Source organism: Paenibacillus sp. Lou8.1 (assembly GCF_024213565.1).
Lineage (GTDB): Bacteria > Bacillota > Bacilli > Paenibacillales > Paenibacillaceae > Paenibacillus > Paenibacillus polymyxa_B.
This window is the reverse complement of the sequence record NZ_JANAVN010000009.1, coordinates 52,385-78,312: the sequence shown is the minus strand read 5'-3', so window position 1 is coordinate 78,312 and position 25,928 is coordinate 52,385. Positions and strand designations below refer to the sequence as shown.

The 25,928-nt window shown below is 46.5% G+C and carries 20 protein-coding genes and 1 riboswitch; of the genes, 8 read left to right on the top strand and 12 right to left on the bottom strand.

Annotation, left to right across the window (positions count from 1 at the left end; genetic code table 11):
• Window positions 1–35: 35 nt before the first annotated feature.
• Both NLX78_RS14260 and NLX78_RS14255 read right to left on the bottom strand, forming a co-directional pair.
• Window positions 36–3,182 carry an ATP-binding protein gene (locus tag NLX78_RS14260; RefSeq protein ID WP_254350748.1) on the bottom strand — a complete coding sequence of 1,049 codons (3,147 nt, stop codon included), beginning with the start codon at window positions 3,180–3,182 and terminating at the stop codon, window positions 36–38.
• 162 nt (window positions 3,183–3,344) lie between these two features.
• The gene (locus tag NLX78_RS14255) at window positions 3,345–6,761 is read right to left on the bottom strand and encodes an S-layer homology domain-containing protein (protein ID WP_254350747.1); all 3,417 of its coding nucleotides are present in this window, start codon (window positions 6,759–6,761) and stop codon (window positions 3,345–3,347) included.
• 274 nt (window positions 6,762–7,035) lie between these two features.
• Between NLX78_RS14255 and NLX78_RS14250 the strand changes: the two genes are divergently transcribed.
• On the top strand, window positions 7,036–8,016 hold the full coding sequence (locus NLX78_RS14250) for an aldo/keto reductase (RefSeq protein WP_254350746.1): 981 nt from the start codon (window positions 7,036–7,038) through the stop codon (window positions 8,014–8,016).
• 98 nt (window positions 8,017–8,114) lie between these two features.
• Window positions 8,115–8,489, top strand: a complete 375-nt coding sequence (locus NLX78_RS14245; protein WP_254350745.1) for a MerR family transcriptional regulator — start codon at window positions 8,115–8,117, stop codon at window positions 8,487–8,489.
• On the opposite strand, the gene NLX78_RS14240 is transcribed toward NLX78_RS14245, so the two are convergent.
• Complete coding sequence (locus tag NLX78_RS14240) at window positions 8,486–9,151, bottom strand: methionine ABC transporter permease (RefSeq protein ID WP_061831143.1); 666 nt, start codon at window positions 9,149–9,151, stop codon at window positions 8,486–8,488. The genes NLX78_RS14245 and NLX78_RS14240 overlap by 4 nt on opposite strands.
• Complete coding sequence (locus NLX78_RS14235; protein ID WP_254350744.1) at window positions 9,148–10,170, bottom strand: methionine ABC transporter ATP-binding protein; 1,023 nt, start codon at window positions 10,168–10,170, stop codon at window positions 9,148–9,150. Before NLX78_RS14235 ends, NLX78_RS14240 begins: the two co-directional genes overlap by 4 nt.
• A gap of 262 nt (window positions 10,171–10,432) precedes the next feature.
• Here NLX78_RS14235 and pdaA point away from each other — a divergent pair, with 262 nt between their 5' ends.
• Entirely contained in the window at window positions 10,433–11,230 is a 798-nt protein-coding gene (gene pdaA / locus NLX78_RS14230) for a delta-lactam-biosynthetic de-N-acetylase (RefSeq protein WP_250259667.1), read from the top strand.
• Window positions 11,231–11,348: 118 nt separating this feature from the next.
• Window positions 11,349–11,672 (top strand): HAD family hydrolase, encoded by a 324-nt coding sequence (locus NLX78_RS14225; RefSeq protein WP_254350743.1) that lies wholly within the window; start codon window positions 11,349–11,351, stop codon window positions 11,670–11,672.
• A gap of 71 nt (window positions 11,673–11,743) precedes the next feature.
• On the opposite strand, the gene NLX78_RS14220 is transcribed toward NLX78_RS14225, so the two are convergent.
• A complete protein-coding gene (locus NLX78_RS14220; protein WP_254350742.1) occupies window positions 11,744–13,441 on the bottom strand; it encodes a glycoside hydrolase family 13 protein in 1,698 nt (565 codons plus the stop codon).
• A gap of 272 nt (window positions 13,442–13,713) precedes the next feature.
• On the opposite strand from NLX78_RS14220, the gene NLX78_RS14215 reads away from it, so the two are divergent.
• Window positions 13,714–14,805 carry a hypothetical protein gene (locus tag NLX78_RS14215; RefSeq protein WP_254350741.1) on the top strand — a complete coding sequence of 364 codons (1,092 nt, stop codon included), beginning with the start codon at window positions 13,714–13,716 and terminating at the stop codon, window positions 14,803–14,805.
• Between the two features lie 305 nt (window positions 14,806–15,110).
• Here NLX78_RS14215 and NLX78_RS14210 read toward each other — a convergent pair whose 3' ends face one another.
• The 6 genes from NLX78_RS14210 to NLX78_RS14185 all read right to left on the bottom strand — a co-directional run bounded on the left by NLX78_RS14210 (window position 15,111) and on the right by NLX78_RS14185 (window position 22,738).
• On the bottom strand, window positions 15,111–15,899 hold the full coding sequence (locus NLX78_RS14210) for an SDR family oxidoreductase (RefSeq protein WP_069290926.1): 789 nt from the start codon (window positions 15,897–15,899) through the stop codon (window positions 15,111–15,113).
• Window positions 15,900–15,917: 18 nt separating this feature from the next.
• Window positions 15,918–17,075: an SMP-30/gluconolactonase/LRE family protein gene (locus tag NLX78_RS14205; RefSeq protein WP_254350740.1), complete on the bottom strand. Its 1,158-nt coding sequence runs from the start codon at window positions 17,073–17,075 to the stop codon at window positions 15,918–15,920.
• 153 nt (window positions 17,076–17,228) lie between these two features.
• A complete protein-coding gene (locus NLX78_RS14200; RefSeq protein ID WP_061831136.1) occupies window positions 17,229–18,242 on the bottom strand; it encodes a zinc-dependent alcohol dehydrogenase family protein in 1,014 nt (337 codons plus the stop codon).
• 400 nt (window positions 18,243–18,642) lie between these two features.
• Window positions 18,643–19,704 carry an EAL domain-containing protein gene (locus NLX78_RS14195; RefSeq protein WP_254350739.1) on the bottom strand — a complete coding sequence of 354 codons (1,062 nt, stop codon included), beginning with the start codon at window positions 19,702–19,704 and terminating at the stop codon, window positions 18,643–18,645.
• 275 nt (window positions 19,705–19,979) lie between these two features.
• The gene (locus tag NLX78_RS14190; protein ID WP_254350738.1) at window positions 19,980–22,082 is read right to left on the bottom strand and encodes a bifunctional 2',3'-cyclic-nucleotide 2'-phosphodiesterase/3'-nucleotidase; all 2,103 of its coding nucleotides are present in this window, start codon (window positions 22,080–22,082) and stop codon (window positions 19,980–19,982) included.
• A 221-nt stretch (window positions 22,083–22,303) separates the two neighbouring features.
• A complete protein-coding gene (locus NLX78_RS14185; RefSeq protein WP_061831133.1) occupies window positions 22,304–22,738 on the bottom strand; it encodes a pyridoxamine 5'-phosphate oxidase family protein in 435 nt (144 codons plus the stop codon).
• A gap of 270 nt (window positions 22,739–23,008) precedes the next feature.
• Window positions 23,009–23,118, top strand: a riboswitch (TPP riboswitch).
• A 192-nt stretch (window positions 23,119–23,310) separates the two neighbouring features.
• Between NLX78_RS14185 and NLX78_RS14180 the strand changes: the two genes are divergently transcribed.
• Window positions 23,311–24,354 (top strand): ABC transporter substrate-binding protein, encoded by a 1,044-nt coding sequence (locus tag NLX78_RS14180; RefSeq protein ID WP_254350737.1) that lies wholly within the window; start codon window positions 23,311–23,313, stop codon window positions 24,352–24,354.
• A gap of 7 nt (window positions 24,355–24,361) precedes the next feature.
• Here the strand turns inward: NLX78_RS14180 and NLX78_RS14175 are convergent, their stop codons facing one another.
• Entirely contained in the window at window positions 24,362–24,544 is a 183-nt protein-coding gene (locus NLX78_RS14175) for a hypothetical protein (RefSeq protein ID WP_254350736.1), read from the bottom strand.
• Between the two features lie 313 nt (window positions 24,545–24,857).
• Between NLX78_RS14175 and NLX78_RS14170 the strand changes: the two genes are divergently transcribed.
• The gene (locus NLX78_RS14170) at window positions 24,858–25,151 is read left to right on the top strand and encodes an MTH1187 family thiamine-binding protein (RefSeq protein ID WP_235307040.1); all 294 of its coding nucleotides are present in this window, start codon (window positions 24,858–24,860) and stop codon (window positions 25,149–25,151) included.
• Window positions 25,148–25,924 carry an ABC transporter permease gene (locus NLX78_RS14165; RefSeq protein WP_250259686.1) on the top strand — a complete coding sequence of 259 codons (777 nt, stop codon included), beginning with the start codon at window positions 25,148–25,150 and terminating at the stop codon, window positions 25,922–25,924. The genes NLX78_RS14170 and NLX78_RS14165 overlap by 4 nt, the downstream gene beginning before the upstream one ends.
• Window positions 25,925–25,928: the final 4 nt, after the last annotated feature.

Below are 25,928 nucleotides of genomic sequence, written 5' to 3'. Positions count from 1 at the left end.
CTTTAGCTTTTCCGACAAATGCACTGTACTTTTTTTTATTCATCGGTATTCCGGGGCGAGGTCGTTTCCGGCACACGGAAGCTTACCGTCGTCCCTTGCATAGGATTACTTTCAATTCGCAATCCTTCTCCATACATATGGATAAGACGGCGATGGATATTACGCAGTCCCACGCTGGAAGATACATGATCCTCCGACAGCAGCTGTTCCAGTCGCTCGGACGGAATCCCTACGCCGTCATCGGTCACGCTGACCACAAAATCGGTTCCATCCTCCTGCACAACCACTCGCACGGTTCCACCTGTTGCCCGTTGCATCACACCATGCCGTATCGCATTTTCCACGATGGGCTGAATGCTTAATGGCGGGATGAGCGACCGGATGTTCCTTCCTACCTCTACGGTCACCTGCAAACGTTCTTCAAATCGTGCTTTTTCCAGTGCCACATACGATTCTACCAATTCCAACTCCTTGGATAATGGCACCGTATTCTCCCTGTTCTGAAAATCAAAACTGCCCCGCAAATACTGACTCAGCTCCATGAGCAGCTCCGCTGCTTTGTCCGGGTCTACGGCTACGGTCGAAACAATGACATTCAAGGCATTGTACAGAAAATGCGGCTTGATTTGTGCCTGTAAAAAGGCCATTTCCGAACGCACCGCTTCCTCCGCCGAATGACGCATGTTCAACAGCGTACGCACACGCGCCTTTAATTCCTCAGCATCAACAGGCTTACGCAGAAAATCATTAGCTCCCGCCATAAAACCTGCGCGGATATCCCCGGGCAGGTCGCGTGCCGTCAGCAGCAACACCGGTAGCTCGGACAGGGAATACCGTTCCCGTATCCGTCGGCACAGCTCAATACCGGACATTTCCGGCATCATCCAATCCGTAATGACTAGGTCAAATCGGGAACGGCCATTCAGCATGTGAAGTGCCTCCTCGGCATGATCCACCGCCACCACGCTACAACCTGTGGTATATAATAGCTCCTCCAGCACCCGAAGATTAACCGCATCATCATCTACAGCCAGCACTTTGTAAGGAACAGTCTGAACTTGCTCCAGTGCATCTTCTTCCTGCGGAATCACATTCCGACCCGACGTCACACCAGGCTGCAATATCACCGCAGACGAAACATCTTTTTGAGCTTCATGTGCCAACGTTCCAGTCTGCGCTAAGGGCAGTGTAAAATAAAAGGTCGAACCCTTGCCCAATCTAGATTCTACCCGGATATGACCACCATGCAGCTCCACCAGACGACGGACTATGCCTAATCCAAGCCCTGTTCCACTGTATCCTTCATCCTCAGCATTCGCCCCTCGGTTAAAAGGTTCAAATATATGCGAAAGATGCTCCTGGGCAATACCGGACCCGGTATCCTTCACACTGATTTCCATTTCACGGTTCCCCGCTTTGGCAGAGATAACGATTTCGCCTTCCTCCGTAAATTTCACCGCATTCCCCAACAAATTGTACAAAATCTGAATCAGCCGATCCTCATCCGCATCTACCTTGGGCAACGAATTGGGCAATTCTTTGACAAATTGAATTTTTTTCTTACCCACTGTATGACCCAATACCTCCAGCACGGACTTCACAGCTGCCTGTACATTGACAGGCCGACGATTTAAGGCTAATCTGCCATTTTTCAAATTAGAAAAATCCAGAATATCGTTAATTAAATACGAAAGTCTGCGTCCTATATTCGCAATCAAGACCAAGTTGTGCTTTTGCGGCTCATTGAATTGTGTCCCGTAGCGGTCTAGCATGGATTGAGCGATATTAATTACTCCATGCAGAGGAGTGCGCAGTTCATGTGACGTATTTGCCAGAAATTCATCTTTTAACCCATCCAGTGTTAGCAACCGTCGTGACAGGTTCTCAACCTCCCTAAACGAATGTACAAAACGTTTGGCCAGCAGGAGCGTTTGAGCCAATACGAATATGAGCATTTCATAGGCTGTCACTCCACGCACATCTCCCCAGCCCAGAATATACACAAAACTAGTCACTACAATCATAAGAATGCTCATAATACTAATGACTAGCAGTGCAGCGTCATCCGTCCGTTGAAGAAGCCCACGAATCAAGATCAGTAATACATATCCCACACTGACTACACCAAAAAGAAGAATAAATGCTTCAAAGGATGAGAGTACCAATGTAGGCAGAAATAGCCCCATACCCAGCATCAGTGCGGTTGTAATATTATAGAGGCGCAGCACGAGCCGATTCATAACAATCTGCGTCGAAAGATGAACATAGTGGATCAGAAAATAGTAGAACAGGGTTGACGAGAACGACTGTATTTTCAGTATCCATTCATAAGGTAAGTCCGGTATTCCCCAAGCCAGCAGCTTTTCTCCATGTGTCAGAATATAAAATAAAGCCGCGATACAAAAGCATCCTAAGTAAAGCAATGCCTTCTCCTTTTTACGTAAAAGGTATAGCATGATAAAAAATACGGTAGGAATAAAAAATCCTGCTATCAGTATGGTGTCCTCTGCCATTGCAACTTCCCGGCTATGTGTAATACTCTCGTAATCCCCAAATAACAGTGGATAAATGATTCCACCGGAGGAGTAGCTATAATTAGCCACATGCACGGTAATATCAGCCGAATGTCCATCTATCGCTGCAAATCCAACATAGGGAACATTGCCCTGCTTGCCCTTGTCGGCAGAAACAGAGGGAATACCACTTGCTCCCACGTTTTCTCCGTCAATCCATACTTGACTGGCGCTGCGAATGTTTTGCATATAGATGCCGTACAGATTTTCCGCTTTTTCAGGCAACAGCACACGGATATGATAGGTTCCATATCCGGTCGCCTGTCCCTTAGGCATCCACTGATTCCATTTACCAGGCACATCCACAATCTTGGCAGAAGAACTCGTTTCCAGCCTCAACTCTGAAGAACTCTGATGATTTTCCCAATCCTTATCTTGTTGCATTTCATGAAAGGATGAAGGTTGCACAAGCTGATTGGGGTAAAATTTCCACTCCCCTCCCAGCTGTATAGGGCCTTCCTTTTCAGGGTCCCAATTACGCAAATCAATAACACCGTTGTGTGCTTTCCAATGACTGTTTCCAGATAAAACACCTGACACTAACGGATACACCGGCAACGCAACCGCAAGCAGAAGTATAATAAAAAATAAAACCCCCTGTTTTTTCATAAATCCCCCGCTCTTTTCAATATCGTCTATCTTTTAGTATCGGTTATTCTAACCAGCTGTATTAGAAGCGCTGCCCATGCAAAAAGGGACGCCCGCCGCAGACAAAAATCTGTGCGGGATCGTCCCCTTTTATACACCCTTGTACTCCCTGCATTTCCCTTATTAAGGAATCATGCCTTCATCATTGCCACCGCCAGGAATCGAGCCTGAATCGTCTCCGCTGCTATCGCTTGGTGGTATTACTCCTCCACTGCTGTCGCTGCTTCCTGTTCCGCTGTTGTCGCTTGGTGGTGTTGCTCCACCGCTGCTGTCGCCGCTTCCTATTCCGCTGCTATCGCTCGGTGGTGTTGCTCCACCGCTGCTGTCGCCGCTTCCTGTTCCGCTGCTATCGCTTGGCGGCGTTGCTCCTCCGCTGCTGTCGCCGCTTCCTGTTCCGCTGCTATCGCTTGGTGGTGTTGCTCCACCGCTGCTGTCACTGCTTCCTGTTCCGCTGCTTTGTTGCTGGCTGGCTATAAAATCTTTATACTCCTGAATCGCATCTTCCAGATTCATATAATTTTTCTTGATTTCCGGCATAGGATAATACTGGTCCAGACGATTGTATGCATCCACTACTCTGTGAAAGTAGACCGTCGTAGGATCTGTACCATTTACTGTAAGCAGATTGTTCGCAATGTTCTTGAGCTCATTGATATCAAGATCAGTTACGATCCATTTGGATTGGTAGTTCGAAAGTGCTGTAATCAAATCTGTGTTAGCCTGATCTACCTGAAGCTGTGTAATATCCGGAGTATTAAGCACAAGGCTTGCCTGATTAATTTGCCCTTGAAGTTCTTCGTTATCTTGTTGGGTATAATGACGGCCGAACGTCTGAACTTCATTATTAGCTATACTTATGTTGAAATTTAAGAACATGGTATCCACTGCTATTGGTGCAGCATACTGGCTCTGTACCTGTTGCAACTCCTCGTATACAGGAACCACGTCTTGCAATTCAAAGCTAGGCAAACCTAAGAAGATGGAGGCATGCTCTGAAGCAGAAGACAAGGCTTGCTGGGCTTCAGCGCTTAATGAGCCTGAATTTTGCACCAAAATTCCATTGATCGATGCCTGCATTTCAATGATTTCGTGTCTTAATTGTAGTCTTTTCTCGTTATATTTTTCAATATAGTTCCCTTTAGCCTGACTTAATTGATTATAAGAGATCACCAATTGCTCCTCAGGAGTAAACGGCATCATGAGTGCAAAGTTGGCTTGTTCTGCTAGTTGCTCTAAAGGGAGCATTTCCGTATTCAAATAATTACGAGCGATAGGGTCAGACAGCAGTTTTAGATGAACGTCATGAATCAGCTGTTGCAGTTTTTCCCGAGTTGTAGCAGGCACTGGTGCAGTGAATTCCGCAAGCCTTTGACTCAGCTCCATGTTCAAGTTCAATACATCCAGTTGCGTCATAGCGGTGTGCATCTTCTCTGTATATTCCTGAATGAGGTTGCCCAGTTCGGCATTTTGAGAGCCACTCTGATCGTAGATAACCTGCGCTTCTTGTAAAGTATTTTTAAGCACTGAGAAGTCCGCTGCTTGCAGTGCCAAGAATGATTCTGTGGTACCTTCTATTTTTTGTGTCCATTCGTCCAACTGCTCCGTTGTAGATAATGGATTCAGATATACGTTTGATCCTTCCCTCACTACGGACTTGTAACGCGCTTTGTCTGTTTTCAAATTCTCCACATGATCCGTTACATCGAGAAAATGCAGATAGGCATCTCTGAGTCTTACCGATGCTTCGTATACTTTAATTACTCGACGCAGGCTTACTACTTCCCGATCCACAATATTTTGAGGCGCATTCCCTTCCAACACATTATTGCCAAATTGAATAGCTTGACTTAGTGATTCATCCCAAAGAGGCGGGAATTCGTCGCTAACCATTCGATTTTGCTCAAGGGTAGTCGAAGCTACCTGAATCAGTCTAACTAATTCCTGTGTTCCAATCGCCGGTTCTGTGGCTGAATCTGTGTACACAGAAACATCCTGTTTCAATGTGCTGAGCGCTTGATCTACCTCTGCCTGTGTAGCTGTAGTATTGTTGAGTACCAGCGTAGCCTGATGGATTGCTGCCGACAGGCTTTCCTTCGCCGTAGCCGGGTAGAGTGCCTGATCCGGTCCACCCTCACCTGCACGATCCAGCAGATCTTTGGCTGCATGGACTTCTGCCTCCAGCTGACTGCGGTCTACGTTGACAATATCACTGTTGTGTTTTTTCTTATCTTTGCTCTCTGTTTCCGTGACAACTGATCCAGCAGAGGACGAGTTCGTCGTGCCATTCACGAGACTAACAGCTTCTTTCATCGCATCATAGTTAATGATAACATCCTGCGGCTGTTTTTGTTCCGGCAGGTTAAGCTGGTTGATTGTAGCTCCCTTAGCCAGCGTAATAAAAGGAACGCCCACATATTGTGATGCATCCAGCAAACCAATACTGCCGCTAACCAACAGCTTGCCCAGTCCCTGTTGCAACGAAACGCGGCTAATCGCGGCATTTCCCTCGGTCACGATCGATGCATCATTTTTCAGCGTCAGGTTGTCGATCTTCGTCGTCCCGGTTGCTGTCAGCTTTGCATCCTTAGAGCCCAGCTCCACACCAGACCATGCCGTATTTTCCAAAATGGCCGATACAGGCTGGGTCCCTGAGCCTTTGATTTCCAATACCCCTGTAGAGGACATGTTCTTCAAGGTTACCGAGCCATTAACGATCAGGCGCCCCTCAAAAGACACGCCCTTGCCGTCAAAAACGCCACCGTCTGCGTTAATTTCCAGCTTATTCACACCTGTCAGTGTACGCAAATTACGGTTAAGGTCGAATTTTGCCCCTTTTAGTACAGCTTTGTTATTTTCACCAAACAAACCTTGCAAAGATCCTTCCAACTGATACGGGATATTTCCGATTCGAACAGTATTGCCCTCTGATTTCACTTCTCCTACCGGATGATCCAGCAGGCTGACGAATACTTCCGCACCACTCTCCCGGTTCAATGGATTTTTCAAATCCGTTGTAGAAGCATCCTCTGATAACAGACCATAAGAGCGGGCAACTTGAACTGCATTTTGCTGTGCATTCGCTGTGCCGGCATCCTGTAAGTCCATTGCACGTACGAGCGATACGATCAGTTCTTCCTTGGTAATGGCATCCCCCGGACGGAACAGTTCCCCGTTACCTGTCATATACCCGGCTGCACGTACAGCCTCAATATAGGGAGCGCCCCATGCATCTGACGATACATCCATAAAAGAAGTCTGCGACTGGTTGTTAACTTCCAACTGGAACAGACTGCACAAAATTTTAGCCGCTTCTGCACGGGTCAAATTTTTTTGTGCCATAAAATCGCCCTGATTACCGCCTGTCATCAAACCCAAGGTGCGAGCTTGTGTTACAAATCCAGTTTCGCTTTGCGTATCTGCTGTCGCTGCATAAGCAATCTGGACGCCGCCCACCCAAGGCAGAGATACGATTGAACCTGAAGCAATACCCAATACCATCGCAGATGCAATCCATTTATTTCGATTTACAAGTTTCAACATTTCCACTCCTAGACACTATTTATTGGCATATATCCTGTTTTATCAAAGGCTTTAGTCATGTTTAGTTCTACGATTTATGCAACCAAGGAACTATGCTAAGAGAAGTATACGAAACCCCACTGAACCGATTCTGAACAATTAGACCTACACGAATCATTCCGGAGCAAAATTGCTTGACTTAGAGTGAACTCCAAATGTAATAATATCCGGTGTAAGTAGCTGGAGTAGACTACATTTGAAGAAAACAATATCTAGGAAAGCGAGGTATAATCAAATGGACTATGTGAAACTTGGAAATACCGGCTTGGATGTATCCCGGCTTTGTCTTGGGTGTATGGGCTTTGGGGTTGCAGAACGGTGGATTCACCCATGGATACTAGATGAAGAGCGCAGTCGTCCCATTATAAAAAATGCCCTGGAGCTAGGTATTAATTTTTTTGATACCGCGAATGTATATTCAGATGGAACTAGCGAAGAAATTGTTGGACGGGCTTTAAAGGATTATGCGAATCGAGATGAAATTGTCCTCGCGACAAAGGTTCATTTCCGTATGCATCAAGGCCCGAATGGTGCGGGACTTTCTCGAAAGGCTATCATGAGTGAAATAGATAAGAGCCTTAAGCGACTGGGGACAGATTATGTGGATCTGTACCAAATCCATCGCTGGGATTACAATACCCCTATTGAAGAGACGATGGAAGCATTACATGATGTTGTGAAGGCCGGGAAGGCAAGATATATTGGTGCTTCTGCTATGTACGCATGGCAGTTTCTAAAGGCATTACATGTCGCTGAAAAGAATAGATGGACCCGATTTGTATCAATGCAGAATCATTTAAATCTCTTATATCGTGAAGAGGAGAGAGAGATGCTGCCGCTTTGTAAGGAAGAAAAAATCGGTGTGATTCCATACAGCCCGCTTGCAGGTGGAAGATTGACGCGTGATGCGCAGGAAACAACACATCGTTCCGAAACCGATCAGGTTGCGAAATCTAAATACGATGCGACTGCCGATACCGATCGATTGATCGTGGAGCAGGTTGCGGCCATCGCAGAAAAACGTGGAGTTCCTCGCGTTCAAATCGCACTTGCCTGGTTGCTACAGAAAGAACCGGTAACAGCTCCCATTATCGGTGCTACGAAAACGTCTCATCTCGAAGATGCAGTAGCTGCTCTTTCGATTACGTTAACACCTGAAGAAATTGCATTGCTGGAAGAGCCGTATGTTCCTCATCCGGTAGTTGGCGCTCAGTAAATATGGATGAAATGACAGTTTCGAAATAAGAAACGACAAGAACGCCCTATCCATTTACATAGGGCGTTCTTGATCAGAAATCAGGAGGTGAAGTCTGCATGTTGATCGCAGAAGTAAGCAAAAAATTCGAACTATCTCAGGATACACTCCGCTATTATGAACGCATCGGACTTATTCCGCGTGTGAACCGTAATAAAAGTGGCATCAGGGATTACACGGAAGAAGATTGCAGATGGGTTGAATATATTAAATGTATGCGAGGCGTAGGACTTCCCATTGAAATTTTGATTGAGTATGTTAGGTTATTCCAACAGGGTGATGAAACGATGAATGCTAGAAAAGAACTCCTAATAGAGCAGCGCAAGCAGCTCATTGCAAAAATGAAAGATATGGAAAATGTGTTGGAACGCATGGATAACAAAATTACAAGATATGAACAGACAATAGGTAAAAAAGAAAAACATCTAATTTAGCCCCTGCGTGCTTTACGGGACAATAGGTTTCCCAAGGACTGAACACCTTGTACAAACAAGACTAGAATGATGACGGTAATCAGCATAACCAGCGTATCAAAACGTTGATAGCCATATGCGATCGCCAGATCGCCAATTCCGCCTCCGCCGACCGCACCAGCCATAGCAGTAGCCCCAATCAGACCAATGGCTGCTGTCGTTAACGACAAAATCAGAGAACTGAATGCCTCAGGAAGCAGAAAGTATCGAATGACCTGGAACGGGGTCGCCCCCATCGCATCTGCTGCCTCCAATATCCCCGGATTCACCTCCAACAGCGAGTTTTCGACCAGCCTTCCGATATATGGCGCAATATATATAATCAAGGGGACAATTGCCGCGCTGGTCCCAATGGATGTATTCACAATCAGACGGGTTAACGGAATGATCGCAATCAGCAAGATAATAAACGGTAAGGAACGAACAATGTTAATGATTGGATTCAAAATATTGTGCAGCCATTTGTTCTCCAGAATTCCGCCTGGACGGGTGATGACGAGTAAAATACCGATAGGGATACCGATCAGGGCGCCAATGAATAATGATATGCTGACCATAAGCACGGATTCATACAAAGCTTCCCACAGTTGATCCCAGGTGATCGTAGTTCCTGTAATCATCATAGACTCTCTACCTCCTGAATATGGACTCCTTTGCTCTTGAGAAAATCAACAGCCTGCTGAACGGTATGCTGTCCACCGCGCAGTTGAATCGTCATATAGCCAATCGTCGTTTCTTGAATCTCCGTCATGTTGGCAAACAAAATGTTCACGTGGATATCATGCTGCCGAATCAATTCATGAACCACCGGATCAGAAGCAACCTGCCCTATAAATTCCAGCTTGTATATTCGCTGTGATTCTTGCTGTTCGAACGTTTGCAGCACACTCTCGGGTACCGAATCGTGAATGACCGTGCGTACAAAGCTCTGTGTCGTTGGGTGCTGCGGCTGCCCGAATACCTCCAGAACATTGCCCTGCTCGATGATTTCCCCCTTTTCCATTACGGCTACCTTGTTGCAAATCCGCTGAATCACCGACATCTCATGGGTGATGATCAAAATAGTGATCTTGTATTCCTTATTGATTTTGCGAAGCAAGTCGAGAATTGACTGTGTGGTCTGCGGATCAAGTGCTGAGGTTGCCTCATCACAGAGCAAAATGGACGGGTTGCTCGCAAGCGCCCGTGCAATCCCTACACGCTGCTTTTGTCCGCCGGAAAGCTCGTTGGGATAGCTATTCGCCTTGTCCGACAATCCTATGAACGCCAAAAGCTCTTTTACACGCCCCTCTATTTCCCGTTTGTTGCGCTTAAGCAGCACCAACGGAATTGCAATGTTGTCGAACACTGTTTTCGATTCCAGCAGATTAAAATGCTGAAAAATCATTCCGATCTTCTTCCTTACCTTCCGCAGCCCAGAGGTCGAATAGGTATTTAACTGTTCCCCCTCAACAAGAACCTCTCCGCTGGTTACTTTCTCCAGACGATTGACCAAACGGATCAGCGTACTTTTCCCTGCGCCACTGAATCCGATAAACCCGAAAATATCTCCTTTATCCACTTTGATATTTATATTTTTTAACGCTTCAATACTTAGACCTTTTCTCACATAGGTTTTGGATACATTCCTAAGTTCAATCATGAGTCCTAACTCCTTCCGTTCTCACAAGTATGTAAGATGTTCTAAGCTTATTGCTTTTCTTTGGCATGAATGATCGAATTAAATCCGAGTATTCTAGTAAGTTTTATAAAGTATACTACTTCGATTTAATATTCATGTCAATATGTGTTTTGAGTCTTGGTTAGTTCAGTCCTTGCATAAATCAGCATGATATTGCAAATGGTATGAAATATGCCGAAGCATACACACCTTGCCCGAACGGGACGGAAGCGGAGGAAGATAGATGAAGCGAATATTTACCTTGTGGCTATGCGTTGCAGTTATAGGGATGTTGACAGTTACGGCAGAACCCGCATGGGCTACTCAGACTGTTGACGGACAGCCTTATCATTTTGGGTTCAAAAAAAGTAAGGGAGGGGAGCTACCTTCCATCGCACAAGAAGGCTTTATGCAACTAATCGAAAGGCAAGGTGGCATCTTTCTGGGGGATACCACTAAAAAAGAATTATTTCTCACTTTCGACAACGGCTATGAGAATGGGTATACTCCCAAAGTGCTGGATGTATTGAAGGCCAAAAAGGTTCCCGCCGCCTTTTTTGTGACGGGGCATTTTGTAAAAGACCAGCCTGATTTGATGCGACGCATGGCCAGTGAGGGTCATATTATCGGAAACCATTCATGGAGCCATCCTGATATGAGCACCATTTCTTCGACAGAGATCCGGTCTGAACTAGATCGGGTACGAAATGCATCGGCAGAGCTAACCGGGCAAAAAGAAATGAAATACGTCCGGCCGCCTCGCGGCATTTTTAGTGAAAAAGCATTGGCTTCCTGTCGAGAAGCCGGATATACGAGCGTATTCTGGTCCGTGGCTTACAAGGACTGGGACACAAATATCCATCAAGGAACGGACTATGCCTATCGTCAAGTGATTGGTCAGCTCCACCCTGGTGCGGTTATTCTGCTCCACTCCGTATCCAAGGACAATGCCGAGGCGCTTGGTTCCATCATCGATGAGGCTCGCAAGCAAGGGTATGAGTTTAAAAGTCTAGACGACCTTAAGGTGAAGCATTATCACTAAATAGTAATTGAATTTAATGAGTCGATACGTTATCAGCCCGATCCACACCTGCCCATGCGTAGCCAGTGTGAATCGGGCTTTTTAGTTTACGACCAAGGAAGGTAATGGATATAACGATATGGATGGGCTGGCTGCCAAGCTTTCGCCACTCGGCGTGGTCATCCATCAACACCATAATGAACAAGTGCTGGACATCAGCCCGCAAAATATCCATAAATGGAACGCGCTTCAGAAGCTTGGTGTGCAGCCCCATCAATTTATCGCCTTCGGCAATGATGCGAACGATATTCCGATGTTCAAGGAGGCACAACATGCCGTCATGATTCATCACCATCCTGAACTGGCAGCCTACGCGACTGAATCGATCTCTAACGAAGGGGAAAATCAAGAAGACCGGATTATCGCCAAAATACGTGAGTTGGCTGAAACAGTTACCATTTAGCCAAACGCCAAGGAAGGGAAGGTCTCTCTATGAACCTTCCCTTCCTTTTACCATTCTAAAGATAGCAACGCCTATTGCATGGTTAGCTTATACACCCTGGCTTCATAAGGGCGCAGCTTCAAGGCATGCAGTTGTTCCCCTTGAACCGGCTTGTAGTTGGACAGCAGCAGCTCCACCTTAGCGACAGGAAAGTCCTCCTCGGGCCAGTGGTACACCGGATCACGGTCAAAGAAATTCAAAATGACCAGCAAACGCTCTTCTCCCAGCATACGAGTGAATACATACAGCTCCGTATCCAGCGGCAACAGCAGCTTGTATTCGCCATAGACTATGACCTCATGTTGTTTACGCAGAGCAATCAACTTGCGATAATAGTGGAAAATCGAGTCTGGATTACTTCTTTCTGCCTCTGCATTAATGTGCGTGTAGTTATCATTAATCTTCATCCACGGCTCTCCATCGGTAAATCCGGCTGAAGGTCCAGCATTCCATTGCATAGGAGTACGCGCATTATCCCGACTTTTCCGCCAGATCTCTGCCATAATCTGTTCCTCAGACTCACCGATCTTCCGTTGTTGCTCATAATAATTCAACGTTTCCACATCCCGATAATCATCAATGGACGGGAATGCAATATTCGTCATCCCAATTTCCTCACCCTGATAAATATAAGGCGTACCCTCTAGCATATGCGTGAAGGTTGCCAGCATTTTGGCCGACTCCACACGATATTGTCCATCATTCGCAAATCGCGAGAGGGCCCGCGGCTGATCATGATTGTTCAGATAATTGGCATTCCATCCTTCCTCATGAAGCACTGTCTGCCAGCTGCTCATTATTTTTTTCAGCTCCACCAGTGTCCACGGCTTGGATTTCCATTTTTCCGTCCCCAGCCCTTGGGCATCAATAAACATGTGTTCAAACTGGAAAACCATATTCAGCTCATGCCGCTGGTCCCCCACATAATCAAGCGCCTGTTCCGGTCCTAAACCAGACGTTTCGCCAACTGTCATTAAGGGATAACGCTCCAGTAAATTTTCATTCAGCATTCGTAGAAGTACATGTACCTGTTCTAGATTAGAAAAGAGCTGATAGGCACGTACCAAGGTTCGTTTGTCAGGATTATCGGCATCCGGCAGCCCCTCGGCTTTGACAATATGGGCAATGGCGTCAAAACGGAAGCCATCGACTCCCTTTTTCAGCCACCATTCCACCATACGGTAGAGCTCGCCCACCATCTCTTCATTTTCCCAGTTCAGATCTGGCTGATGCTCGGAATACAGATGCATGTAATATTCGTCTGTAAGCTTGTCATATTTCCACACTGAACCGGAAAAATACGATTCCCAGTTGTTCGGATATCCGCCATTTTTGCCTGTTCGCCATATGTAGTAGTCCCGCTTCGGATTATCCTTGGACGAGCGTGACTCCGTAAACCACGGATGCTCATCCGATGTATGGTTTAATACCAAATCCATCATGATTTTGATGCCTCGTTCATGCGCCTGGTGAAGCAGTTCGTCAAAATCCTCCATTGTTCCAAACTCATCCATAATGGCATAATAATCACTAATATCATATCCGTTATCGTGATTGGGCGATTTATATACCGGACAAATCCAGATTACATCAATACCCAGCTCACACAAATAATCCAGCCTGGACAAAATACCTCGTAAGTCCCCTTTACCGTCTCCGTCAGAATCCTGAAAACTGATCGGGTAAATCTGATATACAACGGCTTCCTTCCACCATATTTTTCTAGGCATGTTTCCCTCCTGTAGCTTCTCTGTACATCCAATAGCTTATGCTCTTAACATACACGCAATACCTGTCTGCGAATCGTTAGTGAAGGGGAACAAGAGTCTTGTAAGCTTGCTTCCATGCATCAGCAGAGCCGCTATAACCTACGGAGGTTTATTTTAAAAAAATATTTTGCAAAACAGGTTGTAAAAGTGTATCTGGCGTTACCTATATTTATGAACTGCCCATATACATGTACCCAAAGCGGTGCCATTTTTGAATAAAAGGAGGAATTGACATGAAGCATCGACCCAAGGAGCCAAAGGATCTGATTGTGGAAACTGCTGTGATCCCGCCCAACATCCATGTGGACGTGGAGTCAGCCACTGAGGGGGGAACACGCCGCCTGATGCTTAGCGATAATCCAGAGACGCTTACCCATGTGACGGTACCTACCGAGCAAGCCACCCTGTGGCATGACGTGGTTCGCACGACAACCCGAACAGTCAAACATCGCATTTTCGGCTGGCATTATAACAAAATCGGCAGCGCTGTTAAACTGGGCATCACCGTAGAGAACAGAAGCGCTGCTAAACTAGAAGTACGTCATATTGAACGTGCCCTTAAGATTGTGCCAGAGGATGCCAACTGGATTATAGATGTCGGGCAGTCTATTGCCAAAAGCTGTTTGGCAGGTACGATGGAACGTCTGAAGCCAGTAGACCGTCATAAATTCAGCAAAGGCACCGCCCTGCTGGAGGAATTTGAGCTGCCCGAAGGATCGCTGGCCGGATTCATCTATGACCTCACAGTAGAATTTGCTGAAGGTCACGGTACGCTGGATTATGTGATTCGCACCGTGATCAGCAAGGATACGCAGACCGATCTGCGCCAGATTCATATGGATGCGCTTCCTCCCGTACCTCCACCCCAGGCGCATCCACGAGGGGTGTGGTCCTTTTCCGAAACGAATGCGCGGATGCCAGAGTACGTGGTGGGGCAGAGCGCCAACTATCGGGCGTGTGCCACCAAAAAGCTGAACGGCGAGACTCCTGCCGATCTGCTATTTACCGGGGCACGCAGCGAGCTGGGGCCTGCGCTAGATAATCGCGGACAATTCGGAACCATATACAACGCGACCATTCCCATCGTTAATAACAGTGACGAGGTACGTATCGTACGAATCTACGCCAATCCACGTGGGGGCGCGTTCGCCGGATCTGTACGTGTGGATGATCGTGTATATGGTATTCCTCTGCTACGAGATAATACCAAGGTATGCCGATTGGCTGATATCAGCGTCCCTCCCGGCAGATCCAGCTATGATCTGAGCTTCATGGTCGCCGGCAGTGCAACTACGCCGCTAGGTCTGTACGTCATTACACTATAGCTATGCTCACGATGACTGGATAAGCGAACGTGGAGCCAAAATTTTCACAGGATATGGTCTGCTTTATAGTAAATGAGCTGTCCCAAAGCTGGTTTTAAACTTTATTGGACAGTCACGCTTCGTCATTAGTACAAAAAAGCGCGAGTGCAAGGGTTATTCCCCCTATAGCTCGCGCTTTTTGGTTCATGCTCACCCATTTGAGCAGGTTATGGTCAAGCGAAGGCACGTAGTCCTCATCGCCGCCATACCCGGCATCGGCGATGACCATACCCGCTTACCCGGTTTGTGTCAGAATAAATATCGCTCTATTTGAACCGCTGGACCTGCCTCGAAGGCATAATGGTCAACTCTGGAATATTGACATGCTCCGGCTGCTCTAGTGCAAAAAGGGCAGCTTCTGCGACATCATCGGGATGCAGCGGCAAAACGCTCGAAGCAAACGCCCGAATTTCCTGCTCGGGATATCCGGCCACCTGCGAAAATTCCGTCGCCACCGCCCCGGGGTGAATCGCAGTTACACGAATTCCTTGCGTACTGGTCTCCAAACGCAATGCAGAGGCTATGGCGCTAACGCCGTACTTGGTAGCGCTGTATAGTCCTCCTCCGGCAACCACTTCCTTCGCTGCAATAGAGGAGACAATTACAACATCCCCCTTGGCCTGTTCCCTCATTGGCTGAAGTCCGTACTTCAGTGTCAGGACAAGACCGTGCACATTCGTCTTGTAAAGCTCCTCCCACCTTTCCAGTTCCACTTCTGCCAGTGGGCTTCGATACCCGAAGCCCGCATTGGCAACGATAATGTCAAGCCGTCCCCAGCGTTCAAGAATGGCGTGGACCGCCTGCTGTACGTCTTCAGCTTTTTGGATATCGGCAGGTATTGCCATGACCTCGTACAATTCCTCTTGGTGCAAGTCGCGAACCAATTCATCTAATCGTTCCTGACGGCGTGCCAATACAGCTACATACGCGCCTCGCTTTGCCAGTTTTTTTGCAATCGATGCCCCAATGCCGCTGCTTGCGCCTGTTACCAAAGCTACTTTCCCGGCCAGGCTTTCCTTCGCTTTCCAGGATAATCTCAACTCATCCAATATCATGTTATACCCTCCCCAAGCTTATTTGGTTAAAAGCACGCGATGAACACCCTGGCTGCCTCCAGGAGCTGTACCTATATATAAATATCCGTCATGGTTTACAGCCGTGGTTACCCCATAAAGCGAGCCTTCAGGATCATGCCAGCTTCCGATGAGTTTACCCTGCGGATTAAGCTCCACAGCAAGCCCATGCTTCACAGGTGCGCTTGCACCGCTGAGCAGCGATTGTGGCAATTTGGCCATCATTCCAGCCAGCCACGGGCTTCCATGCATCTGATCTACAAAGGGAATACGTGTTGTGAAGAGACCGACCCAGAAATGGCCTTGATCATCACGCGTAATGTTATCCGGAAAACCGGCAAGATTATCCACAAAAATATCCGAAGTCCCCTTCTTCGGCCCTTTGAGCCAGTATCGGGTCAATTGGTAGTGATACGACTCTGCCACAAGCACAAAATCTTCGTCCGCAGACAAGGCAACCCCGTTCGCAAAATAAAGGCCTTCCAACAGAACTGTCGTCTGCTTGGTCACCGGATCATATTTCAGCAAACGTCCATGTGGCTTGTTCTCGGCGATTTCTTTGAAGACTACACTGCCATAATTGGAGGTGTCAGAAAAATAAATGGTACCATCTTTGGCAATATCCAGCTCGTTGGCCAAATAGATCGGTGTGCCGTCGACTTGATTGGCCAACACCGTCACGTTCCCAGAAGGATCTACCGATAGCAGCCCCTTCTTAACATCCGTAACGATCAAATTTCCACTTGCATCAAACATAAGTCCATTGGGCGTTCCTTGGGTATCTGCATATAGCTGGGCCTTTTGCGGATTGCCCTTAGTATCAAAGGCAACCTTATAAATTTTCCCGTCGGAGTCTCCCGTATATAAATTTCCTACCTTGTCAAAGGTGATAAATTCCGGAAACTTAGGGGCATCTGTAACAAGCTCTGCGGAGCTGAGTTTGTTGTTTTGTTGCCATGGACCCGCTTGTTCAAATGAGGGGGCCGAAGGTGCAAACCATTTTGCAGGCTGGACAGGGGAAGGGATGAGCATAAAAACAACCACTCCCAGAAGGACTACCGCCAGCAGCGCTACTCCGGTTCTGCGTACCCATTTACGCAGTTTCTTATTCTTTCTTCCTTGAGAATCTTTGACAGATAAATCAGCTTTACTGGGCATTAGATTGCCTCCTATGTGATGTGAATAATATTTCAGCATTTTGCATAATTCGATTCCCCACGCTCGAAAGTACAATATATAGACGAACTAAACCGTTTCGATCTATATATTGCTGATTTGAAATCGCTCTTGGGATTTATGCAAAATGCTCATTTATATTTGAACGACGATTTTACCGAAATACTGTTTTCCTTCAGCCAAAAGTGCAAAGGCTTCGCCGATTCGGCTGAGCGGGAATACCCGGTCAATGACAGGATGTAAACGATGGCGGGAAATGGCACGATTCATATTTTCGAAATGTTCCCGGTTACCGACTTGGCTGCCGCGAATCGTCGCAGCCTTCTGCAAAATGCTGGTGACATCGAACTCAGGAATAGTCAAGCCCGATAAGAAGCCGACCATGTTCACAGTCCCTCCGGTACGAAGTGCATTGATGGATTGCGCCATTGTTGCCGCTCCCCCTACATCCAGGACATGATCGACTCCGCCGTCTGTCAGCTCCAGAGCCACCTTATCCCACTCGGGAACTTCCGAATAGTTGATTGTCTGCCATGCTCCGAGATCCTTTGCCCGTTCCAGCTTGTCATTGCTGCTCGATGTGATAATTACCCTTGCTCCCGCCATCAGAGAGAATTGAAGCCCAAAGATGGAAACACCGCCTGTTCCTTGCAAGAGCACCGTATCCCCCGCTCGCAGCCCACCGGATTCCATCAGCATGCTCCATGCGGTTAATGCCGCAATCGGCAAGGTGGAAGCCTCCTCCCAAGAAAGGTGATCCGGAATGGCGACGACCCCTTCTTCATGCAGAACGATATATTCAGACGCCACTCCACTGAGTGGGCCTCCCAGACTGTCCTTTAAGACCTCCGCTCTCGTGCTCCCGCCAATGAATTTCTGTTGTAAATTTGCCGCTACCCTTTGTCCAATCTGAAATTTTGTCACCCCTTCGCCCACAGCTACAATTTCACCCGCTCCATCAGATAACGGAATGAAGGGAAATTGAATGCCGATTGGCATTACTCCGTTAATGATTACCAAATCTCGGTAATTCAGAGACGCTGCCCTTATGCGGATCAGAACTTCCAGCCGTCCTGGCACCGGTATGTCAAGTTCCGTCAAGGTTAACTCTTCAAAGCCAAAACCATTTTTCAGTTGCACTGCTTTCATTTTGGTAGTCCTCCCTGTAATGTTAAATTTTTTACCTAGTATGGATACAGTGTATTACGTAAGAAACACTGTTTCCTATGTAATACACTGTATCCAATTGTCTTCAAAACGTCAATCTTTACTTTAAAAATAAAAATGGTCGTAAACTGTTCCAGGCTTTTAACGTTCCTTACCAAGTAAATTCGAGACTGGGTGGCTTCGCTTGTCCAGAACTTGCTCAGGTGAGGCAAGCATGACCAAAAAACGCGAGTTGCAAAGGTGAGATAACCTCTGCAACTCGCGTTTTTTTTACATTAATGGTGATATAAGCACTGTCCAATAGAATTGGAATTTGCTTATGCCACAGCCTTATTTAAGCTCCAACTTTTATAAACTACGTCTACTTAAATTTGTTCCTGACTTATATTACGCTACTAAGTATAAAATTGGAGGGCGGACCGGGCTCCGGCTTGCCAAACAAATAACCCTGAGCCAGTGATACACCTGCTTCACGGCAAAATTCAAAATCCTCCATCTGCTCTACGCCTTCAGCCAACACTTGGCCTCCAAAACGAAAAGCCGATTCTACAATCCCTGTAATTTGCCGCTTCTGATCACTGTTACTATGACAGCCGTCAATTATACTGCGGTCAATTTTAACATAATCCGGCTGAAGGCAATTCATAAGCTCTGTCGTAGAATAACCTGCCCCCACATCGTCCAGCGCTACCGAAACTCCTCGATTGCGATATTGATCAAAGATATGATGCAAAAAATTAAGGTCGTCTATTTCTTCCGTTTCTACGACCTCAAATACAAAATCCTTCGTATTCATGGATAAGTGATCAATCGTCTCAAAGGTGTGATTCAAGCAATAAGCCGGATTATAAATGGTCGAAGGGAGAAAGTTAATAAAACGTTTAATTCCCGCCGGAAGGCATGTTGCACTTTTTTCAATAGCGGAAATACGAGCCGAGCGATCCAGATGAGCATGCAAACCAGCTTCACGGGCGATTTCAAACAGTCGGAAAGGCTGAAAAGGTCTCTCCGCATGTGACGGACGCAGTAAAAACTCAAACCCGATAATATCCAGCTTGTGGTCAACAATAGGTTGCATATGGCTGGAAAAACTCTGATCCTTAATGATATTCACGATATCCGGATGTTGCAGTCTGGCTTGCAATTGACTAAATAAAAGCCACTCCTCATATCCTTCGACATGATGCAGGCCGGTCACCACAACTTGCATTTGGTTCAAGTATTCCTGCGGCAGACGAGCCAGTCCGTTAACCAGCTGTTCCAGCTCTGAACGGCTGTCATAGCGAAACTCTATGCCACCCTCACGCTCATGTTCCTGCTTCATTTGTTCCGATAGCATACCCAAACCATCTAATGCTGGAGTAAGCGACACCCTGGAATGCCTAATTCTGAGCAATCCTTGATCCTTAATAGGTAATATGATGCTGCAATTGCTGCATGTCATAATGGTCCTCCTCGGAACAATTTTCCGGTTTTTTCACCATTATATCACAAATAACTAGAACAAAAGTACTATATAACTACGTGTTTTTACAAAAAACTAGCTTATTCTTAACGACAACTTAGGACTTAAGTATATATTCGACAAAAATAGAAAACTTTTTGCACTCATGATAAATTCGGGGGCTGTTGTTTTTGACATTAAAAAAAGCAGAAAATCTCTTGGTTAAAGAGACTTGCTGCTTCACTCTGATATTGATTGAAAACTAAAGTTCGAAGTTATTTGGACGCCTTTGGCTTCGTTGTTTTAGCTGGTTTAACAGTCGCGGGTTTGGTCGTTTTAACAGCTGGCTTTGCTGTTGCTTTCGCGGGAGCCACAGCTTCCTTTACGGGAGTCGTTGCTGCACTAGGCTTAGCGCCAGCTTTTAAGCTGTATTTGGCAAAGCCGTCTGCCGCGCTGCTCAAGAATGAAATTTGTTGATTTCCTGCCAGCACGTCTTTGGCATCAGGAGAGGACTCGAAAGTAACCTTTGCCTGACCAAAAGGAGCAATAGACCAGTTGCCATCCGCCGCTGGATTAATCGTTCCGTTCGTACGGATATAGTCAACAATGACCTGACGACTTTCATCCGGTGCTGCCATCACAATTCGTTTGCCATCTGGGTTAGCCAGTTTGGATGAGGAAGCACGATAGTTATTGGTGGCCACGATAAATTTCTGTGCAGGATCTATAGCCTTTCCATTGTATTGCAGATCCTTGATACGATGAGCTGAAGAATCAATAATAGTTCCCTTGGCATCATATCGTGCAGGCTGAGTTACATCAATCTGGTAATTCACACCGTCAATGACATCAAAATTGTAGGTTGGGAAATCTTTGTTAATCAGCGATTGCTCCTCAGTTTGCTTTGGATCAATGCGGTTGAACTGACCTGCAGACCACTCCAGCCATTCCTGAATTTCAGCACCGGTCACTTCTACAGCATGAACCGTGTTCGGATACACATACAGGTCGGATACGTTTTTAATCGCTACCGTACCTTCAGGAATATTGGTGTAATACTCGGCTCCGTTTCGACCGCCGGCCTTGAATGGAGCGCCTGCCGACAATACGGGAAGTTTTTCGTATTCAGTTCCTTTAAGATGGTTTTGAACATACCATTTCTGTGCATTCGTCACGATTTGAATAGAAGGATCGTCCTGCACTAATGCAAAATAGCTGGTAATCGGTGCAGTCGTTGTTCCGACAGGTTGACGAATATAATCCAAGGTTCCTTGATGCTCTTCCTTGATCGAATCTGTCAGTTTGTAGTCAGGAGTAAACTGCACAGCCTGGTTAGTGGTATTCACAACCGGACGTACTTCAGACTGAGAGTTTGTTACGTTCCACTCGCGGTTTTTCTTTTCCAGGCTCAGGTCAATAATACCCAGCTCCTTGCCCCATGAGGAAGCTTCCACGGCCGGTACGCCGTTAATGGTTCCTTTATCTAGATCTACACCCTTCATTTCTTTAAAATCAGGACCAGGGAAAGATTTATGAGCATGCCCAAACAGAATAGCGTTAATTCCGTCCACCTGGCTTAAATATTTAACGGCATTCTCCATCATTGGCGTTTGCGGCACATCCTCATAACCTGTGTGCGCAAGCACGACAATAATGTCAGCACCTTCCGTCTTCATTTGAGGAATAAACTTTTTCGCCGTTTCCACAATATCCTTCGTAACGACTTTATCCTTCAAATTGGCTTCATCCCACTGCATAATTTGAGGTGTGACCAAGCCGATGACACCCACTCTGAGCGTATGCTCTTCACCTTTCTCATCCGTTACCGTTTTATCAAGAATTTGATAAGGGGTAAAATAATTTTTAGTAGCTTGCCCCCCCTTATCAACATAAACATTCGCATTTACGTAAGGGAAATCGGCTCCCTTGAGCGATTTTTCCAGAAAATCGAGACCATAGTTGAATTCGTGGTTGCCCACTGTCGCCGCATCATAGCCCATCAAGTTCATCATCTTGTAGACTGGATGGACACCGCCTTCTTTTTCATAGGTTTTGTTTCTGGCCATATAATCGCCTAATGGATTGCCCTGTAACAAATCACCGTTATCGAACAGCATGCTGTTTCTTGTTTCACTGCGCGCCTGTTGGATCAAACAAGCTGTGCTAATCAAGCCATATTCGTTGGTTTCTTTGTCTGAATAGTAATCATAGTTCATCAGCGACGCATGAATATCCGTTGTTTCCATGATCCGCAAATTCACCGTAGCGCTATCGCGAGAATCGCTAGCTGCCCAGGATGGAGCGGCCGAAAACACCAGCATGCTACAAGCTACAACTATTGCTGTAAACCCTTTAAACCAATTTTTACGAAATAACAAAATATACCCCTCCTCATTAAGGTGTATGCCTCATATACATACTTTTGCACATATATGTAAGCCTTGAACCCACCATTTCTATTTTAATCCAACGCCAGACAAAAGAGTAGTCATTCACTTAAATTATTTATGAAAAAATAATTAATTCTCTCAAAAATAAAAAAACCAGCAAACCTCCTAAAAAACTCGGAGATTCACTGGTTTATCCATTTATATTCTCATTATTTATTCCACACTTGGCGCTCCGTTTGCTGACCCACATACTCAATGCGAGTCGGATTCACGTCCAGAATGACATAATCGGGATCATCCGGTCCGGAAAACCATTCCTTCAAGGAATCGTTCCACACTTGTTTGCGCAGCCCTTCATCAGCTGTAATCTGGACAGTAGCCTCCACTTCTACGACTTCCTTTGTACCGCCAACTTCATAACCCAGCAGCAGATAAGCATTCGGATTATCCTTTAGCTCATCCACTTTATGCGTTTTGCGATCTGTCGCCAGATGAATGTTCATTCCATCGTTAAAAAGGGCCATATAGCGTACTTTCGGTTTGCCACCCTCTACCGTACCTAACGAGCAAAATTTGTTGTTATCCAAAGCCTTCACAATGGCTTGTTCTAGTTGGCTACGATCCAATGTTTCCGTTTTACCCACAGTACAACAACTCCTTTTCACGAATTAGAATTCTCTACGGCCATGCCATTGGGCACCAGCCCATCTGAACCTACCTGCACAGCTGTTCTGAAAATAACATGACCCGATCAGATCGGATTGATGCATGCTCATTTTCAGATCAAAGCTCACAGTAAAAGTGTACCCTATCGTTCGGCAAATGAACCGCCATCTCTTCCTCCATGCTGGACAGACCCGCATTCAAGGCATATAATCGTCGTAGTAAACCCGAATAAATGAACCCATTAAACCTTACAATGCCAGGGGTGCTGGAATCGGCCGGCTGAGAGTGTGTCCCAAGACACTGACCCTTACAACCTGATCTGGGTAATGCCAGCGTAGGAATGCTTAAGCAAGATGTGCCTTTTTTACATAGGACCATCCCTTACTTTGGTATATACAAGCGCAAGCGTCCCGGAACCTCGGGGCGCTTTTTTTGTTGAAGATTAAGTTGTTGGAAAGATCGCGTCCGGCAGATGTTATTTTTATGAAAATGGGGAACATAAGCTGTCTGATTGGACGGATAACGGGTAATTAAAGGAGAGAACACAACGATGAAGCGCATGAAAATGTTAAGCCTGGGACTGATCAGTCTGTGGCTCATGGCCTTGACCCTGACCGCTTGCGGTGGAAGTCCCTCCACATCCCAAGAAGCGGCTCCCGCTACCAACACTCAAACGTCTACTCCGGCAAAGGAGCTCAAAGATGTTAAAGTCGTGCTCGACTGGACACCCAATACGAATCATACGGGACTCTATGTTGCCAAGGACAAAGGATTTTACGAAAAAGCGGGTTTGAATGTCCAAATTATTCAACCTGGTTCAGGCGGAGCCGATCAAATGGTTGCCTCTAATGCTGCACCTTTTGGTATTAGCTACCAAGAAGGCGTCACACAGGCTCGTACGCAAGGCGTGCCGCTTGTATCCATCGCTGCGGTGATTCAGCATAATACCTCAGGCTTCGCAGCCCCAGTAGATCGCGGAATTAAGAGCCCCAAAGATTTTGAAGGTAAAAAATACGGCGGTTGGGGCTCTCCCGTAGAAGAAGCGGTCATGAAATCCATCATGGATTCAGACAAAGGCGATGTGAGCAAAGTGAAGATCGTCAACATGGGCAATGCAGACTATTTTACAGCCGTGAAGCGGGATATCGACTTTGCCTGGATTTTCTACGCATGGACCGGAATTGAGGCCCAGCTTCGAGGTGAGTCATTAGATATGCTGTATGTAAAAGATTATTCCAAAAGCCTCGATTACTATACACCTGTAATTGTGAGCAACGAACAGACAATAAAAAATGATCCAGAACTGGTAAAAGCGTTCATGAACGCTACCGCACAAGGCTATGAATACACTATCGCCCATCCAGATGAAGCCGCGGACATCTTAAGCAAAGCTGTACCGGAGCTGGATAAAAAACTGGTACTTGCCAGCCAAAAATGGCTGAGCCCGCGTTATCAGGACGATGCCGCGCAATGGGGTGTGCAAAAAGCGGAGGTATGGCAAAACTATTCGGACTGGATGTACGAACGCAAGCTGCTCAGCAAGCCTTTGGAAGTGGATAAAGCCTTCACAAACGACTTCTTGCCCAAGCGCTGATCATTTGTTAAAACGCTAAATAAGACTGAACTAGAGAAGTGAACGAAGTTCCACTACGCAGTCGGATGGTGCTTCCCATCGCTGTTGTACCCAGATTTCTTTTATGAATATCCAGAGGTTGAAATCTGGGTACAAAGGCGAACGCTAACGCTTGTACAGCACCATTCCGCCCACTTCGTTCTCGTTCCACTTGGTTTATTCTTTAGTCTCATAGTGTCTAAGCGCAAAAGCAGGTGCGCTTATGTGAGAAAAATACAAAATACCGTACAACCTAGCTTAAAAACTAAGGTGCTTTTTAAGGCGGTTGGCAGCGTAGCGGTTCATTTGAATCTGGAGAAGCGCAGCGTTCGCCTTTGCCGTGGGATTCTTACCTTTTAAAATTTATTCAAAGAATCCCACGGCAACAGCGATCGTAAGATCAAATGAAACGCGAAGCGGTCTCCCCGCCTTAAACCACCCTATTTTCTCAAAACAACTCCACAATAAAGGACAGGTGAATTTTCATGGCTAACACACTGCTCAGTATTCAAGTAATCCCTAAAACTCCTAATAACGAGGACTCTTACCCGTATGTAGATAAGGCGATTGAGGTCATTCAGCGCTCCGGAGTCAAATATCAGGTGAATCCATTGGATACGACCATGGAGGGCGAGCTCGACGAGTTGCTGAAAGTGGTTAAAGAAATGCACGAGGCTTTGACGGAAGCGGGCAGTCCCAGCGTCATTTCACAGATCAAAATCGCACATAACCCACAAGGCATCAGCATGAACAAGCTGACCGAGAAATATCGCCCATGAATCCGAAAGGCAAGAACGCATCCTGGTGGAAAAGCGTATGGCCGCCCCTTGTGGCGGTCCTCTTCTTTTTAACGGCCTGGCAGGGGGCGGTTTCCTATTTACATATTGAATCCTGGCTGCTGCCAGCTCCATCCCTAATCGTACAAGAGGGCATGGCGCAATCGGCGTTGCTTGGCACCCATACATGGGCTACAATTCGTCTGACACTTGCGGGATTCGCTATAGGGACAGCTACGGGACTGCTGATCGCCATCGTTCTTCATACGATTCCTTTTCTCAAATCTGCTCTATACCCGCTCTTGATCCTTAGCCAAAACATTCCGATCATCGCCCTCGGTCCGTTGCTCATGGTGTGGTTTGGTTTTGGCGTGCTGCCCAAGCTCATGGTCATTACCTTAGTATGCTTTTTTCCCGTGGCTGTAGCGGCCATGGACGGGCTGACTCGAACAGACCGTACGATGATGAACTATATGCGGATGTCGGGTGCAAGCCGCATGTCTATTTTTATGAAGCTGGAGCTGCCACATTCCCTGCCGCAAGTCTTTTCTGGCGTTAAAATTGCTGCTACCTATAGTGTGATGGGCGCGATCATTGCCGAATGGATCGGAGCTAGTGAAGGAATTGGATATTATATGCTGCTGCAAAAATCGGCCTATCGCACGGACCTCATTTTTGCAGCCATCGGCATTATTGTCGCACTCAGCTTACTCATGTTTGTGGTTATTTTACTACTGGAGAAATGGTTGGTTCGCTGGAAACCCGATCGAGAGTAGCTTC

Bases quoted from the DNA above. Each gene is read 5' to 3' on its own strand.
- NLX78_RS14260 (WP_254350748.1), bottom strand. From the start codon at position 3,182: ATGAAAAAACAGGGGGTTTTATTTTTTATTATACTTCTGCTTGCGGTT.
- NLX78_RS14255 (WP_254350747.1), bottom strand. From the start codon at position 6,761: ATGTTGAAACTTGTAAATCGAAATAAATGGATTGCATCTGCGATGGTA.
- NLX78_RS14250 (WP_254350746.1), top strand. From the start codon at position 7,036: ATGGACTATGTGAAACTTGGAAATACCGGCTTGGATGTATCCCGGCTT.
- NLX78_RS14245 (WP_254350745.1), top strand. From the start codon at position 8,115: ATGTTGATCGCAGAAGTAAGCAAAAAATTCGAACTATCTCAGGATACA.
- NLX78_RS14240 (WP_061831143.1), bottom strand. From the start codon at position 9,151: ATGATGATTACAGGAACTACGATCACCTGGGATCAACTGTGGGAAGCT.
- NLX78_RS14235 (WP_254350744.1), bottom strand. From the start codon at position 10,170: ATGATTGAACTTAGGAATGTATCCAAAACCTATGTGAGAAAAGGTCTA.
- pdaA (WP_250259667.1), top strand. From the start codon at position 10,433: ATGAAGCGAATATTTACCTTGTGGCTATGCGTTGCAGTTATAGGGATG.
- NLX78_RS14225 (WP_254350743.1), top strand. From the start codon at position 11,349: ATGGATGGGCTGGCTGCCAAGCTTTCGCCACTCGGCGTGGTCATCCAT.
- NLX78_RS14220 (WP_254350742.1), bottom strand. From the start codon at position 13,441: ATGCCTAGAAAAATATGGTGGAAGGAAGCCGTTGTATATCAGATTTAC.
- NLX78_RS14215 (WP_254350741.1), top strand. From the start codon at position 13,714: ATGAAGCATCGACCCAAGGAGCCAAAGGATCTGATTGTGGAAACTGCT.
- NLX78_RS14210 (WP_069290926.1), bottom strand. From the start codon at position 15,899: ATGATATTGGATGAGTTGAGATTATCCTGGAAAGCGAAGGAAAGCCTG.
- NLX78_RS14205 (WP_254350740.1), bottom strand. From the start codon at position 17,075: ATGCCCAGTAAAGCTGATTTATCTGTCAAAGATTCTCAAGGAAGAAAG.
- NLX78_RS14200 (WP_061831136.1), bottom strand. From the start codon at position 18,242: ATGAAAGCAGTGCAACTGAAAAATGGTTTTGGCTTTGAAGAGTTAACC.
- NLX78_RS14195 (WP_254350739.1), bottom strand. From the start codon at position 19,704: ATGACATGCAGCAATTGCAGCATCATATTACCTATTAAGGATCAAGGA.
- NLX78_RS14180 (WP_254350737.1), top strand. From the start codon at position 23,311: ATGAAGCGCATGAAAATGTTAAGCCTGGGACTGATCAGTCTGTGGCTC.
- NLX78_RS14170 (WP_235307040.1), top strand. From the start codon at position 24,858: ATGGCTAACACACTGCTCAGTATTCAAGTAATCCCTAAAACTCCTAAT.
- NLX78_RS14165 (WP_250259686.1), top strand. From the start codon at position 25,148: ATGAATCCGAAAGGCAAGAACGCATCCTGGTGGAAAAGCGTATGGCCG.